This is a genomic window from Pseudomonas sp. CFSAN084952 (genome assembly GCF_009648855.1).
Lineage (GTDB): Bacteria > Pseudomonadota > Gammaproteobacteria > Pseudomonadales > Pseudomonadaceae > Aquipseudomonas > Aquipseudomonas paracarnis.
Genome location: NZ_CP045767.1, coordinates 3,890,990 through 3,914,149, shown reverse-complemented (window position 1 = coordinate 3,914,149; position 23,160 = coordinate 3,890,990). Strand labels below are relative to the sequence as shown.

Sequence of the window (23,160 nt, the reverse complement as noted above, 5' to 3'; positions counted from 1 at the left end):
AGACACCCCGCAGCAGGGCGCAGCAAGCGCTCCAGACGCGTGCCGCCGCTGCCTGAGAATGGCACAATCATCACCCCTTGCCGCGCGGTGAATGGCATAACGGTCTAACCGCATGAAAATTCTGAAAAAAACCTTTGCCATCAGAAAGGCTTTCGACTACATTAGCGCGCCTCGACAGACTGAACTGGTTTGACGAGATACGGTGAAGTGTCCGAGTGGCTTAAGGAGCACGCCTGGAAAGTGTGTATACAAGAAATTGTATCGAGAGTTCGAATCTCTCCTTCACCGCCACATTGTTATGAAAAAGCCCCGTTTTTCGGGGCTTTTTTGTGCCTGATGATTTTCTCCCTCCCTTTGTTCCCCATTCGGATTTTTGAAAGGCCGCCTCGCCGCCAGGTGGCTCTCGACGGGGCGCTTTTTCGTATTAGCAATCCACCCTGGCGTCTGTGCGCAGCTCGTTGAGCTGATCTCTATTGATTTCGACCCAATGAGCAACCAGGAAAAATCTGCGACAGGATTTGGTGGCGGTACAGGTGCTGTCCCCTGTTTTGAGTGACCTCCACATGCGTATTACCGACACCTATCACTGATTTATCGATGTTAGTGGTCTAATAGTTTGGCCATGATCTTTGACACGGTCATCCTCGATAACGATTTTGCTGCTGGAGGAGACGTAGTACTCGCTCGTCTGTGCGAGGTCTTGGACGAGCATTAAATAGCCTCTTGAATCGCTACGCGACCACGTGTCGCTATTGCCTTGCTCTATTGAGAAGTAGTCCTCACTGGGGTTGCTATCAGTCTTCCATGAACTTACTGCAACTTTTACAACTCTGCTTGCGCCGTTTGTGATTGTGATAGTCATATTTACATTCCTTTTGGATTTTGAATTCCATGAGTTGGCTCCCTATTTGGAATAAAGCTGCAGACTTGCCACTGCTACAAAAAAACCGTAGTTAGGTTAACTCGCTGATTAAGCCATATCCAAGTGATACTGGAGGCGCTCAATGCTGGCGCCAAGTAAAATATAATGTATTGCATGGGTATATTGTCCGCCTGCTTCCACAGTCAAGCCTACAGATGGGAAAATGCAAGGAGAGGGGGACGGATTTTTTTGATTTTCTTCCTCCTCGTTCAAAGCAAACAACCCCCCCCAGGTTTCGAAAGAAACCTGGGGGTTTGTAATTTTTGAGCTTGGAAAACCTACTGTTCTTAGATCATGCGCACGGCATATCTATTCGTACGCGCAGACGGTTGACGTCGTTGAAGGGTGATCCACCAGCTCTGGCACCAGGCTGTCATATTCGCGGTGCATTCCACGCGTGCCAATGCGTGTGGTCAGAATGTCGGTGATCGCCTGACTGATGTGCTAGCGCTCGCTGATAGCACCGCCGGTATGTCGATTCATGATGGATCGGCACCCCAGACTGGTCGCCGCCGGCCTTGACGCCGGTGTGCGGGTGTTTGACCAAACTGACGCCGGCTGCGATCACATCACTAGATACCTGGACTTGGCCGGTTACGTCTGACTCCTGGTTTGGATATAGTCACCTTTGTGGGTGATGTCGCCTTCTAGGTTGATGCCGCCGAAGCGTCGCGAACTATCGGATAAAAATAGCGACTGCCAGAATTATAATAATCATGCCTAATGAGGCGATCGCAGTGATAATAGAATTAAGTTTTTTATAGAGTTTTTCAATTGTGGTGGTTAGTTTTTTGATTTCTACGTCATGGCAGGTGTGTTTTTCTCTGGAGGCTGCTGAGTCATTATCGAGAGAGCTTTTGTCTGCGTGAGCTGCAATGATACTTCCGCCTGCTCCTGAGCAAGCAAATAATAATACTTGCGAGTAGATATCCAAGTAGTCTTTGTAATGCTGCGGAATGGTATTGGAAGGAACAAAGATGTAAATTATTTTCAAGTATAAAGTTTGAAATAACACGCCAAACATTATAATGAATAACCCTTTGATCACTCTGTCCTGCTTGAGGTCAAGTATCATGATGAGAGCCAAAAAGACACCTAGGATCAATGTTGATATGGCTATTTCTGGCTTGCCGAATATGCCAGCTGTGATAGGTGATACAAACGCTAGTATGAAAGCAGCCACCCACAAGCCTACGATCATTTTGTAGTTTGGCTTTGCCATGTTTTGCTTTCCTTGCATTTTAGTTCTCGATCAAAAAGAGTTTATTGAGTTGGTTTTGTCAGTAAGGCGTCGCGAATTATATCAAGGTCTATGTCTATGAAACCTAATAGTTCAGGTTGCTCGTAACGAATCTCTGGTGCACTGCGCTGAGCACGGTCTTTGATGGCTACGTCGCAATTCCTGGCCGATAGAGCGGGCGAGTTGATTGCGGGCGGCTGGCTGGAGTTGCTCCAGCGGGAAAAGGGGACGAATTTATTTACTTTATGGCCCGCACAGCGTTGTGTTTTATCGCTAACTTCGCCGACGGGAACCCTCTTGTTATTTCCGGCTCAAGGTTGCTATCGAAAGTCCGGAAACAGCAAAGGTGAAACCCGCGTCCAGAATCGACCAAAGCAGTCAAAAGCCAGATCGCCGAGTTGTTGTGTGTGGCGTATGTTGACGCCGTCGGCAATGGGGCGGGTGAGTTTAAGGGATAGGCGTTTTTCGGCACGGCCTGCGCGGTTACGGATAGACTGGACGCCTCAATTTTTCAGGATGCAGCACTCATGTTCAAAGTTGCCCTCGCTTCCTTGCTGTTGACCTGCACTTTTTGCGCTCACGCCGGTACGACGGTAGATGTGTCGAAGATTTACGGCAAGATCCAGTTCGTGGACAGCTATCCCGACTACAAGGTGAAGGTGGTGAATCAATTCCCCGACCTCAAAGTAAAGAAGGTGGATTCTTGGCCGGATTCTGTCGGGAAATGGCAAACCGTCGATAGCTATCCTGATTACAAGATCCAGATTGTCGATTCCTATCCGGACTTCACTATTGAATATGTAGAGAGCTGGCCTGGAGTCAATTGATCGCGGTAAACCGTTGCAGGTGGTCTGAGACGGCTTGTGGGGCGGGCTGGTGATCAGGGCTCTGTAAAACCGTAGTCCTTCTTCTCACTCTCTCTGTTGATCTGGCCCAAGCTGTTAAGCAAATCGGGTATCTTTGCCGCCTCAGCCGCCAGCCTGCCTCAGGCGCAGCGCATGATCGTTTGTTTAGGGAAGAATGGAATGACACTCAGGGTGTTGGTAGTCGGTGGCTACGGCAATTTCGGCAGCATCGTTTGCCGGCACCTGGTGTTGGCGCCGGGCATTGAACTGGTGATCTCGGGTCGCGACCCTCATAAGCTGCAGCGCAAGGTGGATGAGCTGAAAAGCCAGTCGAACACCGCTTGCGAGGGCTGGTGCGGCGATGCCATGGGAGCCGGGTTCGCCTCCGTTTTGCGTTCGATGAACATCACGTGGGTGATCCACACCGGCGGCCCGTTCCAGGGGCAGTCCTATGCTGTCGCCCAGAGTTGCATCGACGCTGGCGTGAACTACTGCGACTTGTCCGACTGCCGCACCTTCGTCAACGGCGTGAGCGTGCTGGATGCACAAGCACGGCAGGCAGGCGTGGCGATCCTTAGCGGGTGCAGCTCCGTGCCGACGCTGTCGTCCGCCATCATCGATCAGTATCGCTATCGCTTCACCCGTATCGACTCGATCGAGCACGGTATTTCCTCCTCGGCCAAGATGCCGGGCCTGTCCACCGTCGAAGGTGTGCTGGCTTACGCGGGCAAACCCATCAAGCAGCTCAGGCATGGCCAGGTGCATGAAGTGCTGGGCTGGCAGGACCTGACGCTGCGCAAAATGCCTGAGCTTGGCACGCGGGTGTTGGCGAATGTGGACGTGCCCGACATGGACATCTTTGCTGGCCGCTATGGTGCCCACACCCTGAGCTTCAAGGCTGGTGCGGGGCTCAAGCTTGGCGGTGTCGCCAACTGTCTGCTGGCCCAGGCGCTGCGGTGGGGCGTGGTGCGTGACCATCTTGCCTGGGCTGCGCGGCTGCATCGGCTGGGTACTTGGTTCGAGCGCTTTGGCGATGGCAAAAGCGCGATGTACATCGACGTGAAAGGCCTTGGTGCAGAAGGGCAACCGCTGTCCCTGGCGGTGCAACTGACGGCGCTGAATGACAAAGGCCCGGAAATCCCCAGCTGCGCCGCCGTTGCTCTGGCCCTTAAAGTCGCCCAAGGCTATGTGCCTGAACCCGGTGCGCGGCCGTGCGTTGGCGAAATCACCGTCGACGAATACATGGCCGCTATCAACGACCCGGCGAACCTCAGCCTGGCCGTGCATTTCTCTGACGGGCAGGGCTGACCATGCTCTATCTGAGCCTGAAATACATCCACATCATCGCGGCGATTTTCCTGTTTGGCTTCGGCATGGGCTCGTATCTGTATCTGATCGCCGCGAGCCGTACGGCCAACCCGCAAGTGATTGCCCATGTGGCGCGGATGGTGGTGCAGTTCGATACCTGGATCACTACGCCGGCGGGCGTCATTCAGATCATTACCGGCTTTGTGTTGGTCAAGCTTGCCGGACTTGGGTTGACCACCGAATGGGTGCTGACTTCGCTGATCATCTTCCTGTGTGTGGGGGCTCTTTGGCTGCCGGTGCTGGTGCTGCAGAAGCGTTTGCAGCAGATGGCGCTCAGTGCGGTTGAGACGTGCAGCGCGCTTGGTGATGGATACCGCGGCGTCTATAGGCAATGGTTCTGGATGGGTGTTTTGGGTTTCTCTGGGATGTTTGTGATCGTGCTGATCATGGTCACGAAGATGACGCCATGGCAGTTGATTGGGCTGTTGCTGTGTGGCTGACATCAGCGCTGGCCGTTGCACTTGAGGCACTCGGGCTGAAATAAATGCCGTTCAGGGCTTGGTATTCCAAGCCACCGCACACAACGCCAAACCCGCCACATTCAGCGACACAGGATTAAACGCTTCCCTGAGCATCGACGGGCTGAACACCGCCACATCCACCAGCAGCCCCGCCAGCGCAGTCGCAGCCACTACAAGCGGCCAGATACTGCGTGGCGAAAGCAGTATCCATATCGCCAGGGCAATTTCCCCAACCCCCGCCAGCGTGGCGAACAACTGCACCTGCTCGATCCCGTGCGCCTGGATCATTGCCCGCTCACCCTGGCTTAGCCACAGCAGCTTTGGCACCAGCCCATGGTAGGCAAACATGAAAGCCAGGCCGCCCCGGGCGATCCAGTTGATGCGCACCAGGGAATTCATGGCTGATCCTTTAAAAAGCGCTGTTCATGATCCGCGTTCGGCAACAGACAGGTATCGTATTTCCCGAACAGCCGATAGCGATTGCGCGCGATGCGGTCGTAAGCCCAATCCCGAAGAAAGCGCGGGATGCCGCGCAGGAGCAGCATTGGGTGCCAGCGGGCAGGCAGTTGCGCAATGATTTCCAACACCGCCTCCGAACGCTCCCAACAGTGCCGATCGCGGATCACTGCGAGGGTGTCGAACTGCTCCAGCGGCAACCCCGCCCACGCCAGCAGCGCCTGACCCTCGGGTGACTGCACGGCGGCTAATCGCAAGCGCCGTTGGTGGTCGTGGCGGATCAGAAACCTTGCCCAACCGTTACACAGCTTGCACACCCCGTCGAACAACACCACGGTTTCACCGGGCTTGAGGAATGGCGCGGGCGTAGGGCGGGTGTCGGAGGCAGGCATGTGTGTAGGTCCAGTCGGGCCGGGTTGGCCTGGATCATACCTGCCTTCGCCTGCACTGTAATGTTTGGAGCCACTCCCACTGGGCTTCAGGATTGGAGAATACCGAAGTCTTTTCGTACCAAACGATCATCAATGCCTATGCCGATGATGCACATCCGGAAAATGCGCGTGGCTGTGGGTCATCACCTTGTGAACATGCACATGACTGTGCGGCTGCGCCGGATCCCACTCAAACCCATGCTCATGCTGGTGATGTTCATCATGCACATGCCGATGCCCATGTTCCGTGGCTTCATGCACATGTTCATGGGCATGCCGCTCCGTCAGGTGCAGCCACACGCCTACGGCCATCAGCGCCGAAGCAATCCAGAACGCCACGGTCACCGACTCGCCAAATGCCAGCAACGCCACTGCGGCACCGAGGAAAGGTGCGGTGGAGAAATAAGCCCCGGTGCGCGCACTGCCCAGCCCGCGTAGGGCCAGCACGAACATCACCAGGCTGATGCCATAGCCGAGGAAACCTACCAGTAGAATCGGCGCCAGTTGCGCCACGCCCGGAATCTGCGCCCCCAGGTAAAGCGCCAGGCTGCAATTCACCAACCCCGCAATCAAGCCCTTGGCCCCAGCGATAAAGAGCGCGTCAGACGCCGACACCTTGCGCGTCAGGTTGTTATCAATGCCCCAGCACAAACACGCCAGCGCAACGGCGAGCGGTCCGGTCCAGTCCTGATGGCTGCTGTCAGCACCGGACCACGACAACACCACGCCGCCCAACACAATGGCAAGCATGCCGAGGACGATGCGTCGGTCGGCGTTTTCGCGGAACACGACCCAGGCGATCACGGCGGTCAGTACCGATTCAAGGTTGAGCATCAGGGAGGCGCTGGCGCTGGTGGTGCGGGTCAGGCCGAACATCAGTGCAACGGGGCCGAGGAGGCCGCCGAAGGCGATGGCGCCAAGTAGCCAGGGCCATTCCGATGGGGTTAGCCCGGTAGGTTTCCAGCCGCGATCACGGATCAAGCGCACACCGGCAAGGCCAATGCCGCTGCCGAGGTAGAGCAGGCCGGCGAGCAGGATGGGCGAGAGGCCCAGGCCAAGACTTTTGGCGAGCGGGGTGCTGGCGCCGAACAGGGCGGCGGCCGCGAGGGCGTAAATGATGCTGAGGTTCATGGGCCATCCTCGAAAGTCAGGCCCATGATACGTCGCTTGCCGGGGTCAGCGCCCTGGCAATTTCGTACTTTATTGCGCGGTTTTCAGCTTGATCACATCACCGGAGATTTTGGTGGTGTAGCCGTTCAATACCCAAGCCCAGAACCACTTTTCCTGCACTTGTGTGTTGATCAACGCGTCGCCGCCCTTGGCCTTGATGGCTGCATCCTGGGCGCGTACGAAGCGGTTGTTCTGGCCGATGGGGATGACGCCCAGCAGCATGATGCCGGTGGCGCTGGCTTCGCTGTGGCCGAGGACGGTGTATTGGCTGGCGTCGTATTGCTGGGTTTTCATGGCGGTGCCGGTGCAACCTGCCAGGGTGAAACCAAGTACGGCTGCTGCAACGACTTTACTGACGTATTTCACTCATAACTCCATAGGTTCAATCTCGAGATTCAATTCTCGGGGGGGCGACACTCTAAGCGCTCAGTTGGCAGATTGAAATCAATCAGCGAGGCTGGGTCGCAGTCTGGCGGGTACTGCGCGGTGATCCCATTGCAGCCTGGTTGGGGCTCGACAGCGCCCACATTTATTCTTCGGCGTGTCAGAGATGCAGCCACGCCAGGCCACCCAACATCACCGCCACCCCGCCGGCGGTGTACGACATGCGTTTGAGCCATTCCTTGCGCGTGAGCAGGGTAATCGCCGCCAATGAAATCGCGATCTGAATCGCCGTCATCGCCTGGGCCCAGCGATGGTGCTGGTGCAGCGCTTCCTCGGATTTGTGGTCCCAGTCCCGTGAAGTGGCCTCAAGCGTTTCGGCCTGTTTACGCACTTCTTCCTTCTGGCGCTTGTAGCGCTCGATCTCCGCCTGGTAATGCGCCGCATCCACGCCGGGAATATGGCTGGCCAGTTCTGCCAGGTTCTGGCGGCTGGATTTGGCCTGGTAGTAGTTCCACTGGTTAGCGGCTTCGGTCTTGATGATGGCGGCGTTGTTCTTGTCCATCGCAGCTTCACTTTCGCTGGAGCCGGCCTGATAGCTGAGCATGGCACCGACGGTCGCCATGATCGCGGTCATCACGGCGATACGACTGGCAAAGCTATCGCCGCGGCCGTGAGCATGCTCGGTGGTGTGTTCAAGGTGTTTTTCGTGGGGGCTGGGAACTTCGAAGGCTTCGGACATGGGGCGACCGCGAACGGATTGAGGTGCGCTGATTGTTCACCAGCGCAGCTGTCTCAAGCCTGTACGTAACGCTGCAAACCTGCCACCAGTGCATCGAATGTCACCCGGCAGCGTGGGCTGTTGCGCAGGTCTTCGTGCATGCTGACCCAAGTGTCCATTTTAAACGCGAAGCCGTCAGGCAGCACTCGGCGCAGACGTGGGTCGCGCTGGGCCAGTTGTACCTGGCACCCACCGATGCCGGCACCGGCGCGGATCATTGCCAGTTGCGCCAGGTCGCTGTCGCTACTGATGGCGAAGGCGTTGCGCTCAAAACCCTTGATTGCCAGGCTGCGGATAAATGCAGTGGCTTGATCAAAGCCGATGACGGAGTGGCCGGCCAGGTCGTGCATGTGTTGGGGGATGCCGTGTTGCTGCAGGTAATCGTCACGGGCATGCAGGCCGACTTCGATCAGGCCGATACGCCGCGCCAGCAGCTGCTCCTGGCTGGGGCGCACCATGCGCACGGCAATGTCGGCTTCCAGCTGCAGCAGGTCGCTCAAGCGGTTGGTCAGCACCAGTTCCACCTTCAGGTGCGGGTGTTCCCGGCGCAATTGCGTGATGATCGGCGGCAGTACCTCCACACCCACCACTTCACTGGCCGATACTCGTACCACGCCGCGCACCTCATCGCCTTGGGACGAGGCGGCGCGTTCAAGGGCGGCGGCGGTACGCGCCATGGTTTCTGCATGCGCCCGCAGTGTGTGGGCGACCGTAGTGGGTAATAAGCCTGAGGGCGAGCGGGTGAACAACACGACGCCCAGCGCCGTTTCCAGCGCGGCGATGTGCCGCCCTACCGTGGGTTGGGTGATGCCGAGCTGCCGTGCGGCCCCCGACAGCGATCCTTCCTTGAGTACACCGAGAAATGACCGGTAAAGCTCCCAACCGATATTCGTAGCCATACATAAATGTATAGCGGCTCGATACCCTTCGGCAATTCCTCTATAGCTGTTCCGCATCCAACATACCCTCATCAACCAACAGTGGGAGAGGGTGATGAGCAAGGTTCTGGTTTTGGGTGCAACCGGTGGCATTGGTGGCGAAGTGGCGCGGCAGTTGAGCGCGGCGGGCTGGGAGGTGCGGGCGTTGACTCGGGATCTGATCAAGGCTCGCAGCCAAAATCCTGTTTTTACGTGGCTAAAAGGCGATGCCCTGAATCGCGACGACGTGATCGCGGCCGCCCGGGGCTGCGCGGTAATCGTGCACGGCGTCAATCCGCCGGGTTATCGCAAATGGGCCGAGTGGGTGTTGCCGATGATCGACAACTCCATTGCGGCGGCCATCTGCGAAGGCGCGACAGTCGTGCTGCCCGGCACGGTCTACAACTTCGGGCCGGATGCATTCCCTGTGCTGCACGAAGACTCACCCCAGCACCCGCTGACTCGCAAGGGCGCGATCCGTGTGCAGATGGAGCAGCGCTTGCGAGCCGCTTCCACTCAGGGCGCCCGGGTGGTGATTGTGCGCGCTGGGGATTTTTTCGGCGCCAGGGTGGCCAATAACTGGTTTGCCCAAGGCTTGGTCAAACCCGGCAAACCGGTGCACACCATCCGCTACCCAGGCGATTACGGCGTGGCCCATCAATGGGCTTATCTGCCGGACGTAGCGCGTACAATGCTTGAGTTGATTGAGCGTCGTGCCAGTCTTGGCGCCTTCGCCTGCTTTCATATGGCTGGGTACATGGATGCGGACGGTACGCAGATGGCTAAGACGATCCAGCGTGTGGTGCTGCGCAGGACGGGCCAGCAACCCAGGGTCGGCGCGTTTCCCTGGTGGTTGTTGAACTGGGCGGCGCCTTTTGTCGTCACCGTGCGTGAGATGCAGGAGATGCGCTACCTGTGGCAAACACCGTTGCGCCTGGATAACCAGCGCCTGCTCGCGACGCTCGGCCATGAGCCCCACACACCGCTGGAACAGGCGGTGGAGGTCACCCTGGTTGGCCTGGGTTGCCTGCCTACTTGCGTTTGATCAGGCGTGCATACACGGCGAGGTTGACCACCACCACCACGGCCCCCAGCACTAATTGAGTATTCGCAGTCAGCCCGGCTGGGTAGATCATCGTCAGAATGTAATGCTCGATAAACCCACCGCCATAACCATCCTGCCCGGCCAAGTGGCGAAACAGGTTTTCCCAACGTGTAAGGGGGCAGGGCAGGTGCAGCACCTCTACCGCGATGCCCCAGGCAACGGCGGGCAGGTGCAGCCACATTACCCGGGGCCACTTCAGGGTGAGCAGGCCGCCGAACAGCACGAACAGGATAAAGGCCAGGTGGAACAGCACAAGGCCGTCGGCGGCTAGGCGGTAGAGCATGTTTGAGCTCGATGTGAGGTGAAGGGGGACGTGAATTTTTGCAGCGCGCCGTTATAGCTCCAGTTGACTGGCATTGATACCGAACGCTTTGGCTATTTTTTCCCGCGTGGTGCGGCGGGGTTTGCTGACCGCTTCCTGCTGGGCAAATGCCGATTGTGAAATACCCAGGCGTTTGGCGACTTCTTCCTGGGTCAGGCTCAGGTGCTCGCGCCACGCGCGAATAGGTGTTGCGCCATCCACCAGGCGGCTGACTACCGCATGGGGGATCAGGTTTGGATCGTTTTGCTGCGCCACATAGTGTTCATAGGGAATCACCACATAGGCTGGCTCGCCCTGCGTATTGTGGATGATCTGTACGGCAGTAGGTTCGCTCGTCACGTTTTTTAACCTCTTGGATGCTGACGACCTGGATGCTGCCGTCCCAGTCGAAAAGGACCCGGTAATGACCTACCCGCAAGCGATAGCTGTGAGGATGGTTAACCAGTGCCTTGACGTTGATTGCATCGGGCATGTGTTCAAGAGCGGACACGGCATCGCGTACCTGTTGCTGATGATACGAATGCAACCGAAGCAATTGTTTGACGGCTTTTCGCGTCCATTGGATTGAATTCATGGGAGGTTAATAAGTCTTTTATAAGGTTTGCAATCGGTATTTTCAGATCCGCGTCAACGGGTCATGACGTTTTCCTCTCAAACCCTAGACGGCCGCCGTCAGCGCCGACGGGTAAAACTGTTGCGTGGTATGAATCAACGGAAGGCCCACGAAGGTTGCTTGCAGGCAACGAGGGCCGTTATTGTGCTGAATCCTTTTAGTCCTCGCCCCAAGGTTGTGTTGTGATGAATGCACCGCGTACCGCTGTCCCGATCAAAGCCGTGATTTTCGATATGGACGGGTTGTTGCTGGATACCGAAGGCATCTACACCGAAGTCACGCAGATCATTGCCGAACGCTATGGTCGTACCTACGACTGGGGCATCAAGCAGCACATCATCGGGCGGGGTGCCCAGGATTTGGCCGATTACGTGGTCAAGGCCCTGGACCTGCCGATCACGCCCGCCGAGTTTCTGGAAATACGCGAACCGCTGATGAGCGAGCGCTTTCCCAAGGCCTTGGGTATGCCCGGTGCCGAGGCGTTGGTGCGGCACTTGAAGGCGCACAATATTCCGATTGCGGTGGGCACCAGTTCATCGCGTAACTCGTTTGGCCACAAGACCACCCTGCACCGTGAATGGTTTGGCCTGTTCGACACCATCGTCACCGCTGACGACCCGGAAGTAGGCGCTGCCAAGCCCGCGCCGGATATCTTCCTCACCGCCGCGCGCCGGTTGGGTGTAGCGCCTGAGGATTGCCTGGTGTTCGAAGACTCGCCGTTCGGCGTGACGGCGGCGAAGGCTGCGCACATGACCGCTATTGCGGTGCCCGATGAGGCGATGGCTGACAGCAAGTACCAGCATGCTGACCAGATTATTCGCAAGCTCGCCGACTTTGATTTGGCCGCCTACGGCTTGCCTCCCATGGCCTGACCCCGCGCGGTCAAAAATGTGGGAGCTGGCTTGCCTGCGAAAGCGGTAGTGCAGTGACAGATGTCGCACTGACACACGCCTTCGCGGGCAAGCCCGCTCCCACATTTGGTGTGCGGTTTTGCAAAATCAGGCGCTGAAACCACCGTCGATGGTCAGGCTGGCGCCCGTGATATAGCCGGCCTCCGGCCCGGCCAGATAGGCCACAAAACTGGCAATCTCCTCCACATGCCCATACCGTCCTACCGCCATCAACCCGATCAGGCTGTCGGCAAAATCACTGTTCGCCGGGTTCATGTCGGTGTCCACCGGCCCAGGCTGCACGTTGTTGATGGTGATGCCCCGTGGCCCCAGGTCCCGCGCCAATCCCTTGGTCAACCCCACCAGCGCCGCCTTGCTCATGGCGTAGGGCCCGCCACCGCCAAAGGGCATGCGTTCGGCGTTGGTGCTGCCGATATTGATCACGCGGCCACCTTCGCCCATGTGCTTGGCGGCTTCCTGGGTGGCGATAAACACGCTGCGCACATTGATCGCCAAGGTCTGGTCGAAGTCTTCCAGCTTGAATTCGTCCAGCGGCGCGATGGCCAGCACGCCAGCGTTATTCACCAGGATATCCAGGCGTCCAAACGCCTCGACCGTGGCGTTGACCGCCGCGCGAATCGCCGTGGCATCGGCGCTGTCGGCGTGAATCGCCAGAGCCTGACCCCCTGCGCTGATCACCTCGTTCTGCAGTGTTTCAGCCTTGGCGGCCGAGCTGACGTAGGTAAAGGCAACCGCTGCCCCTTGGGCGGCGAGGCGCTTGACGATGGCGGCGCCAATGCCGCGGGAACCGCCTTGAATCAAGGCGACTTTGCCGGTGAGGTTATGTGTGGTCATGTCGATCTCCGAGGTAGTTGATGGAGCGAGTATCGACCTCACCCGCGCAGCTCGGTAGCCCGTGGTTGCTATAGTCTGTGTAAACCAAAAGTTTAGAGTGGAGCGATATGGAAAGCTTTGGCAGTATCGAATGCTTTGTGCGCAGCGCCGAGGGTGGCAGCTTTGCCGAGGCTGCACGGCACCTGAGCCTCACTCCCGCAGCGGTGGGTAAAAGCGTCGCCAAGTTGGAGGCGCGCCTCGGTGTGCGGCTGTTCCAGCGCAGCACTCGGCGTCTGGCGCTGACCGAAGCCGGCAAGGTGTTCCTGGAGGAAGTCAGCGGCAGCCTCACCACCATTCAGAATGCGGTCGCCAACCTGGCCAGTGCCGAAGGGCGGCCGGTGGGCACGCTCAAGGTCAGCATGGGGCCAGTGTTCGGCAATCGGTATGTGGTGCCGTTGTTGGGCGAATTCATGCAGCGCTGTCCGGATATCAGCCCGGACTGGCATTTCGATAACCGCCAAGTCGACCTGATCGGGCAAGGCTTCGATGCGGCCATTGGCGGCGGGTTTGAGCTGCCCCAAGGCGTGGTGGCGCGCAAGTTGACCCCGGCGCACCGGGTGCTGGTGGCGTCGCCGGATTACCTGGCGCGACGCTTGCCGGTGCGGGCGCCCGACGACCTGTCGCACTGCCTCGGCATCTTGATTCGCTCGCCGCAGACTGGCCGGGTGCGTTCATGGCAACTGACCCACCGTGAGCGCGAGCACAGCCCACTGGTACTGAAGCCAGCCATGACCATGAGCGACTCCGAAGCCGCCTGCTGCGCCAGTGCCCAGGGTCTTGGCATCGCGCTGGTGAGCATGCCAATGGCCGTGCCGTTCCTGGACAGCGGTGCGTTGGTGCGAGTGTTACCCGATTGGTATGTGGACGACGGTAATATTTCCATCTACTACGCCGAGCATAAGTTGCTGCCGGGCAAGACGCGGGCGTTTGTGGATTTCATTATTGAGCAGTTCGCCGAGCAGAAACTGGCTCAACGATTCAGTGCCATCTGAGCAGGGCCTTGCATCGAGTCGTGGCCATCGCGGGCAAGCCCGGCTCCCACAGTGATCGCAATCCAATGTGGGAGTCGGGCTTGCCCGCGATGCAGGCGCATCGGTCTACCGCCCGAACTTGCCCGGCCATCCAATGACTTTCTTCGGCCGCGGCGCCGCATACGTCCTGATCTTCGAGGTCGACAACCCCAACCGCACCAACGACTCGGCCACCATCACCGCCGCCGTCACTCCGTCCACCACTGGCACCCCGGTGCGCTGGCGGATCTGCTCATCCAGCCCGGCCATGCCGCCGCAGCCCAGGCAGATCACCTCGGCCTTGTCGTCGCGGATGGCCAGTTCGGCCTGGCGCACGATGGCCTCCATGGCGCCCAGCGGGTCTTCTTCCAGTTCCAGCACCGCCATGCCGCTGGCGCGCACCGAAGCACAGCGCTGGTAGAGGCCGGCGAGTTTCAGCCGGTCTTCAATCAGCGGCACAGTGCGGTCCAGGGTGGTCACCACCGAGTAGGCGTGCCCCAGGAACATCGCGGTGCTGGCCGCCGCTTCGGTGATATCCACCACCGGCACATTGAGCAGTTCCTGCAGGCCTTCACGGCCATGTTCGCCGTAGCCGGCCTGAATCACCGCATCAAAGGGCTGGTCGTAGGCCATTACCCGATCCATCACGGCGATGGCTGCCAGATAGCTTTCAAAATTGCCTTCCACCGATTCTGCGCCGAAGTACGGGGTGAGCCCGACAATCTCGGTGCCCGGTGAAGCCACGGCCCGTGCTTGCTGGGCAATGGTGTCGGTGATGGATTCGGTGGTGTTGACGTTGACCACGAGGATACGCATGGAAAGTCCTTGTTTAATGACTGACGTTATCGACGGCAATGCTTTCGCCGCTGACATCGGCGTAGTGCGGTTGACGCTTGGCAATCAGCAGGTACAGCAACCCTGCAATGCCGGCGCCAAACAACCAGGAAAACGGCGAGACGCTGGCAAACCCCGGCAACAGCGCCAGCAGGATGGCGATCACCGCCGCCGGAATGAACGCCGCCACCGCACGCATATTCACCCCCCGGCTGTAGTAATAAATGCCTTGGGGGTCTTCGCTGTACAGCTGCGGCACATCCACCTGGCTTTTACGGATCAGCCAGTAATCGACCATGATCACCCCGTACAACGGCCCCAGCAGCGCGCCGAGGCCAGAGAGGAAATACACGATCACCAGTGGGCTGTTATAGAGGTTCCACGGCAGGATCAGCACGGCAACGAAGGCGCTGATCAGTCCGGCGCGGCGAAAGTTCAGGTACTTGGGCGCCAGGTTGCTTAATACAAAGGCCGGGGCGACGAAGTTGGCCATGATGTTCACCGCCACGGTGACGATCAGGAAGGCCAGGCAGCCGAGCACGAGAAAGAAGGTGTTGGGGATCGCCGCGATGATTTCGGTCGGGCTTTCGATCACGCGGCCATTGAGCTGGAACTGCCCGCCGCACAGCAGCACGGTGATGGCGGCGAACACCAGGATATTCACCGGCAGGCCCCAGAAGTTGCCGACCTGGATAGTCCTGCGGCAGGGTGAGGAACGGGCGAAGTCGCAGAAGTTGAGGATCAAGGTGCCGTAGATGGCCAGCCACAGCGCGCCGCCGGCAAAGATATTGCGCCACATCTCGCCGCCACTCAGGGGCTCGCGGATCGACCAGGCAATTTGCCCGTTCGCCTGGAAGTACATCCAGCCGGCCAGTGCGGCCACGGTCAGCAGAATCACCGGCCCGGCGAAGCCTTCATAGCGACGTACCATTTCCATGCCATAGGCGAGAATCACCAACTGCACCAGCCAGATCGCCACAAAGCACGCCCAACCCAGGGTCGACAGCCCCAGAATCGAGTCGTGGTCATAATCGGCAAAGCCTGGATGAATGGCGGTCAGCAGCACGCGGAAAACTACCGAGGCCAGGTAGGTCTGGATCCCAAACCAGGCAATCGCAATTACCGCCCGAATCAACGCCGGAATCTGCGCCCCATGAATGCCGAAGCTGATACGGCTGATAACCGGAAACGGCACACCGGTCTTCTGCCCCATGTAGCCCGACAAGTTCATAAAGAAGTACACCAGCGCCGCGCCGATCCCCAGGGACAGCAATATTTGCCAGCCGCCCAGGCCTAATGCATAGAGGCCGATGGCGAATGAGTAGTTGGCGATGTTGTGCACGTCATTGGTCCACAACGCGAAGATGCTATAGCGCCCCCAGCGTCGGCCTTCGACCTTGGTGGGCGCCAGGTCCTTGTTGTGCAGGCGCGGGCTGAGTACCAGCGGACCGGGGCCGGCGGCCGCAGGGTTTAACGGGGAGGAGGGCAGATCCAGTGCGAGGGTGTTCGAGAGACTTGTACGCATTCCGGCAGGCTCCAGCGCATCTGCAGCAAAGCGGCGGATGGCAAAGTGTATGTAGGTTTTGTATTGATTGTATACAAAGCGCACTTCTGCCTAAGCCATATGCGTGCCAATTCTCGATATATGAAAATCTTGGCTAATTTCGTTTTTATATAGGTTGAGAATAACTCACTGAATTACGGACACTATAAGTTGACCGTTTGAACAGGTATTTATTTTTTTGTTAATTGGAGGGCTATTTATAGACGGCGCCATTGGCGCAGAGAGATGTTACGTTTTGGTGCGTTGTATATTAAGTTGCACACAAAAATGGCACTTATGGTTACAAGGTTGTGTACAAGATTTACCCGGCCGAAAGGAAATCTCGCTTTCTGTAGGAGCGAGCAAGTTCGCTCCTACAGAGGCGGTGGCATGAGAGGCTCAAGCCTTGCTGATGATATTCCCCGCATGCAGCCCGCATTCCTTCTGCGTGGCTTCTTCCCACCACCAGCGGCCTTCGCGCTCATGCTGGCGGGGCAGTACCGGCCGGGTGCAGGGCTCGCAGCCGATGCTGATGAAGCCGCGCTCATGCAGGCTGTTGTACGGCAGCTCCAGCATGCGGATGTAGCCCCACACCTCTTCGCTGGTCATCTGCGCCAGCGGGTTGAACTTGTACAGGGTGCGTTCCGGCGTGGAGAACGCCGTGTCGATTTCCAGCGCCGCCACCTGGCTGCGAGTGCCGGGGCTCTGGTCGCGGCGCTGGCCGGTGGCCCAGGCGCTGACACCTGCGAGTTTGCGGCGCAGCGGTTCGATCTTGCGGATGCCGCAGCATTCGCCATGGCCGTCCTTATAGAAGCTGAACAGGCCTTTCTCTTTGACGAAGGGCTCCAGCTTGCTCGGGTCTGGCGAGATCAGCTCGATGTCGATCTTGTAGAACTCACGCACCTGCTCGATAAACCGGCAGGTCTCCGGATGCAGGCGGCCGGTGTCGAGGCTGAACACCTTGACGTTCTTGTTCAGCTTCCAGGCCATGTCCACCAGCACCACATCCTCGGCACCGCTGAAGGAAATCCACAGGTCATCGCCGAACTGGCTGAACGCCAGCTTGAGAATGTCCTGGGCAGACTTGTTGGCATAAGTCGTGGCGAGTTCAACGACGTCGAAGGCTTGGTTCATCAGGACGGTTCCTACAGGTCAGTGGCGCTGAGCGCTCTCTAGGAGGGCGATGGTATCAAAAACTGTCCCGCGTTGCGGCGGCTGGCTTGAGTCGCTAGAGTTCGGCAGTCCTTTTGCTCGCTCAACTAACAACATCTAATAGGAGTGTCGTGTGGAAATTGCCTGCCTTGACCTGGAAGGGGTACTGGTTCCGGAAATCTGGATCGCCTTTGCCGAGAAAACCGGCATTGAGTCCCTGCGGGCCACCACCCGTGACATCCCCGACTACGACGTGCTGATGCAACAGCGCCTGCGTATCCTCGACGAGCATGGGCTCAAGTTGGCCGATATCCAGGCCGTGATCGCCACACTCAAGCCGCTGGACGGCGCGATCGAGTTCGTCAACTGGCTGCGCGAGCGCTTTCAGGTGGTGATCCTGTCCGACACCTTCTACGAGTTCTCCCAGCCGCTGATGCGTCAGCTGGGGTTCCCGACCTTGCTTTGCCACCGCTTGATCACCGATGAAAACGACCGGGTGGTCAGCTACCAACTGCGCCAGAAAGACCCCAAGCGCCAATCAGTGCTGGCATTCAAGACCCTCTACTACCGCGTGATCGCTGCCGGTGATTCCTACAATGACACCAGCATGCTGGGTGAAGCTGACCGTGGGATTCTGTTCCATGCGCCGGACAATGTGATTCGCGAATTCCCGCAGTTCCCGGCGGTGCATACGTTTGAAGACTTGAAAAAAGAGTTTATCAAGGCGTCGAATCGGCAGTTGAGCCTGTAAGTTATGCGGCGCGGCTGATTGCCCCATCGCAGGCAAGCCAGCTCCCACCTTCGACCCTGTAACGTCAAACGACGCGGTCAACTGAGGGAGCCGGGGTTGCCCGCGACGGCATCGGCTCCGTCACCGCCTAACCCTCGGCCAGCAAGCGCTCATAAGGAATACGCAAGCCTTCATGCAGGCGTTTGATCATCGCCAGGCTCAGCTTGCGCTTGTGGTTCAGCACCTCTGACACCCGCCCACTGGTGCCGATAAACGGCTCCAGATCGCGGGCGGTCATGCCCAATTGCTCCATGCGAAACTTGATAGCTTCTACCGGATCCGAAGGGGGCATGGGGTAATGCTCGGCTTCGTACTTCTCGATGAGGATTGCCAGGATTTCCAGCTCATCACCTTCAGGCGAGCCGGGTAGTGCTCCCCATATCTGCTCGACTCGTACGAGTGCCGCAGTCAGGTCTTCCTGGGAGTGAATAGGTTTGATGTTCATCACGCAGTCTCCGCGTTGATCTGGTCGTACTGAGCGTGGGTCCCCACGAACCGTATAAACCCTAGTTGTCGCTGGTAGTCGATGGCCATGATCACTCGATACTTGTTGCCGCCGACGTTGAACACGACCCTGCCGCCCTTAAGAATGCTCGCTGTTCTGAGCTCGGCCTTGAGTGCTTGCGGTGTTGGATAATTGGCCTTTTCCATGTGCCGATACCACTCGACCAGCGGTGTTCTGGCGTCGCTATAAGCTGAATGGCTTTCCCAGAATATTCGTAGGGTAGAGAGAGCGATTATCCGCATCGCTTGAACCTCCCGTTTTGGGAGATCATAGGTGCGATTGCGCGGTTAGGCAATCTCGGAAATATTTCCAGACGAGGAGGCAGTCGCTTCATGTGATCCTTCACAGGTGGCGGTGGACGGTCGATCCGGACGCTATCTGCAAGCGTCTATTCCGTCCACAGCGGTTCTGATTCAGGCTTTTTCTATCGCATGGCGTTCTACTCGAACGCTAGGCAGGGGCTGTGCCCTACAGGTTTTCCAACGTTTGTAACAACACCCGCACCTTCGTCAGCGACTCCTGATACTCCGCCTGCCACTCTGAATCCGCCACAATCCCGCCGCCACCCCAGCAACACACCTGCCCATCCTTGACCAGCAAGCTGCGAATCGCGATGGAACTGTCCATCTCGCCGCGCACGTCCAGGTACATCAGCGAGCCGCAATAGAACCCGCGACGGTTGGGTTCAAGCTCGTCGATGATCTGCATGGCGCGAATCTTCGGCGCGCCGGTGATGGAGCCGCCGGGGAAGCTGCCGGCGATCAGGTCGAGGGCGTCTTTGTCGTCGGCCAATATGCCAGTGACGCTGCTTACCAGGTGGTGCACGTTGGGGTAGCTTTCCAGGCTGAACAATTCCGGCACGTTCACCGAGCCGATGCGGCAGCTGCGGCCAAGGTCGTTGCGCAGCAGGTCGACGATCATCAGGTTTTCTGCGCGGTCCTTGGGGCTGGCCAGCAGTTCGGCGGCGTTGGCGGCATCCTCTTCTGGCGTCAGGCCGCGAGGGCGGGTGCCCTTGATCGGGCGAGTCTCGACCTGGCGTTCGCTGATGCGCACAAAGCGTTCCGGCGACAGGCTCAGCACCGCGCCGTCATCCGGCAGGCTCTGGAACCCGGAAAACGGTGTCGGGCAGGCCTCGCGCAGGGCGCAGTAGGCCGCCCACGGGTCGCCGCTACAAGGTGCGCGAAAGCGTTGGGTAAAGTTGACCTGGTAGCAGTCGCCGGCCTGAATGTAATCCTGAATACGCAGGATGGCCTGCTGATATGCCTCCAGGCTGAGGTCCGGCGCCATGGGGCCCTGAAGCTTGAAGGCGGTGGGCGCGCTGCCCGTTGCATGACTGAACAGAGCGACGAGCCGTTGCCGCTCGCTATCGGCCAGCACCGGGTGAAACACCAGCTGGCTGGTGCGCGCCTGGTGATCGCTGACCAGCGCCCAGGCATACAACCCCAGGCGCGCATCCGGCAGGTGCAAGTCGTCCACGGCCAGGCGTGCAACCTGTTCCAGGTGCCGGCCGAAGTCATAGCTCAAGTAACCGATCAAACCGCCGGCAAAGGGCAATTCAACCCCAGCAGGCAGGGCGGCCTCACCCAACTGCGCCAGGTTCTCTCGCAAGCGTTGCAGGAAATCGCCGCCGCTTTCATCCGGCCCAACCGTCAAGGTTGCTTCAGGCCAGGCGCTGAGCAGGTCATAGCGCCCCCGCTCGGCAGCCGGGCGGCCGCTGTCGAGCAGCACCGCGCCAGGCGCATGGCGAATAGCCGCAAAGTACTCGGCGGGGTTGGCCCGGTAGGGTAAGGGGTAAACGGAACAGGTCGACATGCGAGGGTGAATCAGCCAGTGGCGTGGGGGAGGGGATTGTAGTCCTCTGTAGGACTTGCTCCTAGGGGGGATGTCGGTGATAGCTCGATAGAGGGCATAGCCTGGGGGATGGATGGCTTGTCAGAAAGCTATCGCAGGCAAGCCAGCTCCCACCTAGCGAGCCCGGGCTTGCCTGCGATGCGCTGCTTAACCTTCAACCGGCGGAATATGCCCGAACATCTCCTGCACGAACTTCACCCGTTCTTCTGGGGTTTCTGTCACCCCGGCCGCCTTGAGTTCTTCCAGCCGCGCCTCCACCGCATGGGTGCGCAAGGTCAAGCCGCAGTCGTTGGCAATCTGGATGTTCAGCCCTGGCCGTGCGTTCAGCTCAAGGATCAGCGGGCCTTTTTCCTGGTCCAGCACCATGTCCACGCCGATATAACCCAGCCCGCACAGCTCATAGCAGCCGGCTGCGAGTTTCATGAAACCGTCCCAGTTGGGCAGTTGCACGCCATCCACCGCGTTGGTGGTGTCGGGGTGCTTGGTGATGATGTTGTTCAGCCAGGTGCCGCGCAGGGTCAGGCCGGTGGCCAGGTCTACGCCCACGCCGATCGCGCCCTGGTGCAGGTTGGCCTTGCCGCCGGACTGGCGGGTGGGCAAGCGCAGCATCGCCATCACCGGGTAGCCCATCAGCACGATGATGCGGATGTCCGGCACGCCTTCATAGCTGATGCTCTTGAAGATCTGGTCGGGCACCACGCGGTACTCGATCAACGCGCGGTCGCGGTGGCCGCCGAGGGAGTACAGGCCGGTGAGGATGCTGGAAATCTGGTGCTCGATCTCTTCATGGCTGATGATCTTGCCGGACACCGTGCGATAGCGCCCTTCAAAACGGTCTGCAACCACCAGGATGCCGTCGCCACCGGCGCCCTGGGCGGGCTTGATCACGAAGTCGCTGCGCCCACCGATAATCTCGTCGAGCTTGTCGATTTCCTTTTCGGTGGAGATCACCCCGTACATTTCCGGTACATGGATACCGGCGGCCAGCGCCCGTTCCTTGGTAATGATCTTGTCATCCACTATCGGGTACAGGCTGCGCTTGTTGTACTTGAGCACGTAGTCGGCATTACGCCGGTTAATGCCCATGATCCCCCGCGCTTCCAGGGCCTTCCAGGTCTTCCAGAAGCCGAACATCAAGAGTCAGCCTTCAGGAACGCCTTGAAACGCACCAGCTCGGTGAGGCGATAGCCGCGGTAGCGACCCATGGCCAGCATGAAGCCCACCAGGATCAACAGGATCGCCGGGAAGGTGAACACGAAGTAGACCAACTCCGGCACGCTCATGATCAGGTGCGCCAGGGACGCAGCGAACAGCGTGCCAATCGCCACTTTCAGCGCATGGTTGGCGCCACGCTCCTCCCAGGTAATCGACAGGCGTTCGATGGTCATGGTCAGGATCACCATCGGGAACAGCGCCACCGACAAGCCGCGTTCCAGCCCCAGCTTGTGGCTGAACAGGCTGATGGCGGCAATCAGCACCACCACAAAGGTCAGCACCACCGACAGCCTCGGCAACATCTGCAGTTTCAAGTGTTCCAGGTAGGACCTGAGTGATAACCCCAGTGCTGTGATAATTGTGAACAGCACAATCCCGAAGCCCAGTTGCGTCTCGCGGAACGCCAGGGCGATCAGCACCGGTGTGAAGGTACCCAGGGTTTGCAGGCCGATCAGGTTGCGCAGGATCAGAATCACCAGCACGCCAATCGGGATCATCACCATGATCATGAAGGTCTGCTGGGTTTGCAGCGGCAGGCCGTACAGTGAGTATTCGAGGAAGTTGGCGTCGGTGTTTTCGTCCGTCAGCTTGGCCAGGCGGATGGCATTCATCTCGCTGTTGTTCAGGCTGAAGGTCACCATGGCTTTCTTGCCGCCATCGACGGTGATCAGATTTTCATCGCCGGTCCACCATAGCAGGCGGTCGGCGGGCAGGCCCTGTTCGCCAGTTTCCGGGTTGAAGTACAGCCAGTCGTTGCCGTTGAAACTGCGCAGCCACAGTTCCGGGGTTTGCGGCTGGTCGGCCACCAGGCGGATGGTGTGGACTTTTTCTACCGGCACGTGGGCGATGGACAGCAGCAGTTCGACGATCTTGGCTTTGTGCGGCGTCGAGGGGTCGCCGGCCAGCAGCAACTTCACATTGTCGTCGTTGAGGTTGTTGGTGCGCTTGATGGCTTCACTGATAAAGGTTTCGACGTCGGCCGAGTGCTGGCGGATCGGGGCCAGCAAGGCTTCGGCGGCGATCTTTTCCGGGCCTTCCACGGCGATGCTGTCGCGGAAGGTCGGGCCTTTGATCTTGATCTTTTCGCCGCTGTAGCGCTTGGTCAGCACCAGGCGGTAATAGAGGGTCTGGTTGCCCTTGGCCCGGCGCGCCGACCAGGTGACCTTGCGGTTGCCGTCGATGCGGTTGACGCTCACCCCGTAGTTGTTCGAGATAAAGCTCTCATTGAGGCTGACGAAGTCGCGGCTCAAGGGCGGCACGAACATCTGGATCTTGACCGGGTCTTTCGGGTTGGCGACGAACTCGACCTTGGCGTCGATGTTCCACAAGTCGTCGGTGGCATCTTCGGTGACGGGAATTCCCAGCACGAAGATCTGATAGGCGGTGACCGAAATGCCCAGCACCACCAGCAAGGTGATCAGGATTTTCAGGTGCAGGGTCAGAGAGCGCATTCGGTTTACTCGG

25 protein-coding genes, 1 tRNA gene and 3 pseudogenes are annotated in these 23,160 nt (G+C 58.8%); 8 read left to right on the top strand and 21 right to left on the bottom strand.

Features of this window, described 5'->3' with window-relative positions; genetic code table 11:
* The first annotated feature begins 201 nt into the window (after nt 1-201).
* Nucleotides 202-291 (top strand) — tRNA-Ser (locus tag GH769_RS17710).
* A gap of 947 nt (nt 292-1,238) precedes the next feature.
* Here the strand turns inward: GH769_RS17710 and GH769_RS29170 are convergent.
* From GH769_RS29170 to GH769_RS17705, 3 genes and pseudogenes are all read right to left on the bottom strand, one after another.
* Nucleotides 1,239-1,363, bottom strand: a pseudogene (locus tag GH769_RS29170) (baseplate assembly protein); the annotation flags it as partial.
* Between the two features lie 46 nt (nt 1,364-1,409).
* Nucleotides 1,410-1,585: pseudogene (locus GH769_RS29165) on the bottom strand (phage baseplate assembly protein V); the annotation flags it as partial.
* Nucleotides 1,586-1,598: 13 nt separating this feature from the next.
* Entirely contained in the window at nt 1,599-2,144 is a 546-nt protein-coding gene (locus GH769_RS17705; RefSeq protein WP_108538544.1) for a hypothetical protein, read from the bottom strand.
* A 545-nt stretch (nt 2,145-2,689) separates the two neighbouring features.
* On the opposite strand from GH769_RS17705, the gene GH769_RS17700 reads away from it, so the two are divergent.
* The 3 genes from GH769_RS17700 to GH769_RS17690 all read left to right on the top strand — a co-directional run bounded on the left by GH769_RS17700 (nt 2,690) and on the right by GH769_RS17690 (nt 4,815).
* Nucleotides 2,690-2,989 (top strand): hypothetical protein, encoded by a 300-nt coding sequence (locus tag GH769_RS17700; protein WP_003193360.1) that lies wholly within the window; start codon nt 2,690-2,692, stop codon nt 2,987-2,989.
* Between the two features lie 198 nt (nt 2,990-3,187).
* A complete protein-coding gene (locus GH769_RS17695) occupies nt 3,188-4,315 on the top strand; it encodes a saccharopine dehydrogenase NADP-binding domain-containing protein (RefSeq protein ID WP_032903085.1) in 1,128 nt (375 codons plus the stop codon).
* Between the two features lie 2 nt (nt 4,316-4,317).
* Complete coding sequence (locus GH769_RS17690; protein WP_020302613.1) at nt 4,318-4,815, top strand: DUF2269 domain-containing protein; 498 nt, start codon at nt 4,318-4,320, stop codon at nt 4,813-4,815.
* 51 nt (nt 4,816-4,866) lie between these two features.
* Here GH769_RS17690 and GH769_RS17685 read toward each other — a convergent pair whose 3' ends face one another.
* The 6 genes from GH769_RS17685 to GH769_RS17660 form a co-directional block, all read right to left on the bottom strand.
* Entirely contained in the window at nt 4,867-5,235 is a 369-nt protein-coding gene (locus tag GH769_RS17685; protein WP_020302614.1) for a DoxX-like family protein, read from the bottom strand.
* Complete coding sequence (locus tag GH769_RS17680) at nt 5,232-5,684, bottom strand: thiol-disulfide oxidoreductase DCC family protein (protein WP_020302615.1); 453 nt, start codon at nt 5,682-5,684, stop codon at nt 5,232-5,234. Before GH769_RS17680 ends, GH769_RS17685 begins: the two co-directional genes overlap by 4 nt.
* 129 nt (nt 5,685-5,813) lie before the next feature.
* On the bottom strand, nt 5,814-6,854 hold the full coding sequence (locus GH769_RS17675) for a DMT family transporter (RefSeq protein ID WP_020302616.1): 1,041 nt from the start codon (nt 6,852-6,854) through the stop codon (nt 5,814-5,816).
* Nucleotides 6,855-6,923: 69 nt separating this feature from the next.
* Nucleotides 6,924-7,259, bottom strand: coding sequence for a hypothetical protein (locus GH769_RS17670; RefSeq protein ID WP_003193349.1), 336 nt, complete (start codon nt 7,257-7,259; stop codon nt 6,924-6,926).
* A 178-nt stretch (nt 7,260-7,437) separates the two neighbouring features.
* A complete protein-coding gene (locus GH769_RS17665; RefSeq protein ID WP_003193347.1) occupies nt 7,438-8,016 on the bottom strand; it encodes a DUF4337 domain-containing protein in 579 nt (192 codons plus the stop codon).
* 53 nt (nt 8,017-8,069) lie between these two features.
* Nucleotides 8,070-8,954, bottom strand: coding sequence for a LysR family transcriptional regulator (locus GH769_RS17660; protein ID WP_014719515.1), 885 nt, complete (start codon nt 8,952-8,954; stop codon nt 8,070-8,072).
* A gap of 94 nt (nt 8,955-9,048) precedes the next feature.
* Here GH769_RS17660 and GH769_RS17655 point away from each other — a divergent pair, with 94 nt between their 5' ends.
* Entirely contained in the window at nt 9,049-10,017 is a 969-nt protein-coding gene (locus GH769_RS17655) for an NAD-dependent epimerase/dehydratase family protein (protein WP_020302617.1), read from the top strand.
* On the opposite strand, the gene GH769_RS17650 is transcribed toward GH769_RS17655, so the two are convergent.
* The 3 genes and pseudogenes from GH769_RS17650 to GH769_RS17640 form a co-directional block, all read right to left on the bottom strand.
* The gene (locus GH769_RS17650; RefSeq protein WP_014719513.1) at nt 10,004-10,360 is read right to left on the bottom strand and encodes a DUF2784 domain-containing protein; all 357 of its coding nucleotides are present in this window, start codon (nt 10,358-10,360) and stop codon (nt 10,004-10,006) included. The genes GH769_RS17655 and GH769_RS17650 overlap by 14 nt on opposite strands.
* Before the next feature lie 51 nt (nt 10,361-10,411).
* Nucleotides 10,412-10,738: a helix-turn-helix domain-containing protein gene (locus GH769_RS17645; RefSeq protein ID WP_014719512.1), complete on the bottom strand. Its 327-nt coding sequence runs from the start codon at nt 10,736-10,738 to the stop codon at nt 10,412-10,414.
* Nucleotides 10,722-10,973 (bottom strand): annotated as a pseudogene (locus tag GH769_RS17640) (type II toxin-antitoxin system RelE/ParE family toxin); the annotation flags it as partial. The gene GH769_RS17645 and the pseudogene GH769_RS17640, both read right to left, overlap by 17 nt.
* 224 nt (nt 10,974-11,197) lie before the next feature.
* Here GH769_RS17640 and GH769_RS17635 point away from each other — a divergent pair.
* Complete coding sequence (locus GH769_RS17635) at nt 11,198-11,884, top strand: HAD-IA family hydrolase (protein ID WP_019820575.1); 687 nt, start codon at nt 11,198-11,200, stop codon at nt 11,882-11,884.
* Between the two features lie 126 nt (nt 11,885-12,010).
* Here the strand turns inward: GH769_RS17635 and GH769_RS17630 are convergent, their stop codons facing one another.
* The gene (locus tag GH769_RS17630) at nt 12,011-12,757 is read right to left on the bottom strand and encodes a 3-oxoacyl-ACP reductase family protein (protein ID WP_032903088.1); all 747 of its coding nucleotides are present in this window, start codon (nt 12,755-12,757) and stop codon (nt 12,011-12,013) included.
* 107 nt (nt 12,758-12,864) lie between these two features.
* On the opposite strand from GH769_RS17630, the gene GH769_RS17625 reads away from it, so the two are divergent.
* On the top strand, nt 12,865-13,788 hold the full coding sequence (locus tag GH769_RS17625; RefSeq protein ID WP_032903089.1) for a LysR family transcriptional regulator: 924 nt from the start codon (nt 12,865-12,867) through the stop codon (nt 13,786-13,788).
* 105 nt (nt 13,789-13,893) lie between these two features.
* Here GH769_RS17625 and GH769_RS17620 read toward each other — a convergent pair whose 3' ends face one another.
* The 3 genes from GH769_RS17620 to GH769_RS17610 all read right to left on the bottom strand — a co-directional run bounded on the left by GH769_RS17620 (nt 13,894) and on the right by GH769_RS17610 (nt 17,317).
* Complete coding sequence (locus tag GH769_RS17620) at nt 13,894-14,622, bottom strand: aspartate/glutamate racemase family protein (protein WP_014719508.1); 729 nt, start codon at nt 14,620-14,622, stop codon at nt 13,894-13,896.
* Between the two features lie 13 nt (nt 14,623-14,635).
* Nucleotides 14,636-16,165 carry an NCS1 family nucleobase:cation symporter-1 gene (locus GH769_RS17615; RefSeq protein WP_019820568.1) on the bottom strand — a complete coding sequence of 510 codons (1,530 nt, stop codon included), beginning with the start codon at nt 16,163-16,165 and terminating at the stop codon, nt 14,636-14,638.
* A gap of 417 nt (nt 16,166-16,582) precedes the next feature.
* The gene (locus GH769_RS17610; RefSeq protein ID WP_153649869.1) at nt 16,583-17,317 is read right to left on the bottom strand and encodes a phosphoadenylyl-sulfate reductase; all 735 of its coding nucleotides are present in this window, start codon (nt 17,315-17,317) and stop codon (nt 16,583-16,585) included.
* 151 nt (nt 17,318-17,468) lie between these two features.
* Here GH769_RS17610 and thrH point away from each other — a divergent pair, with 151 nt between their 5' ends.
* Entirely contained in the window at nt 17,469-18,086 is a 618-nt protein-coding gene (gene thrH, locus GH769_RS17605; protein ID WP_014719505.1) for a bifunctional phosphoserine phosphatase/homoserine phosphotransferase ThrH, read from the top strand.
* Between the two features lie 127 nt (nt 18,087-18,213).
* Here the strand turns inward: thrH and GH769_RS17600 are convergent, their stop codons facing one another.
* From GH769_RS17600 to GH769_RS17580, 5 genes are all read right to left on the bottom strand, one after another.
* Nucleotides 18,214-18,570: a type II toxin-antitoxin system HigA family antitoxin gene (locus tag GH769_RS17600; protein ID WP_014719504.1), complete on the bottom strand. Its 357-nt coding sequence runs from the start codon at nt 18,568-18,570 to the stop codon at nt 18,214-18,216.
* Entirely contained in the window at nt 18,570-18,872 is a 303-nt protein-coding gene (locus tag GH769_RS17595) for a type II toxin-antitoxin system HigB family toxin (RefSeq protein ID WP_032903090.1), read from the bottom strand. Before GH769_RS17595 ends, GH769_RS17600 begins: the two co-directional genes overlap by 1 nt.
* A gap of 226 nt (nt 18,873-19,098) precedes the next feature.
* Complete coding sequence (pabB, locus tag GH769_RS17590) at nt 19,099-20,442, bottom strand: aminodeoxychorismate synthase component I (RefSeq protein WP_019820564.1); 1,344 nt, start codon at nt 20,440-20,442, stop codon at nt 19,099-19,101.
* Nucleotides 20,443-20,628: 186 nt separating this feature from the next.
* On the bottom strand, nt 20,629-21,615 hold the full coding sequence (locus tag GH769_RS17585; protein ID WP_003193326.1) for an alpha-L-glutamate ligase-like protein: 987 nt from the start codon (nt 21,613-21,615) through the stop codon (nt 20,629-20,631).
* Nucleotides 21,615-23,147, bottom strand: coding sequence for an inactive transglutaminase family protein (locus GH769_RS17580; protein ID WP_014719502.1), 1,533 nt, complete (start codon nt 23,145-23,147; stop codon nt 21,615-21,617). Before GH769_RS17580 ends, GH769_RS17585 begins: the two co-directional genes overlap by 1 nt.
* Nucleotides 23,148-23,160: the final 13 nt, after the last annotated feature.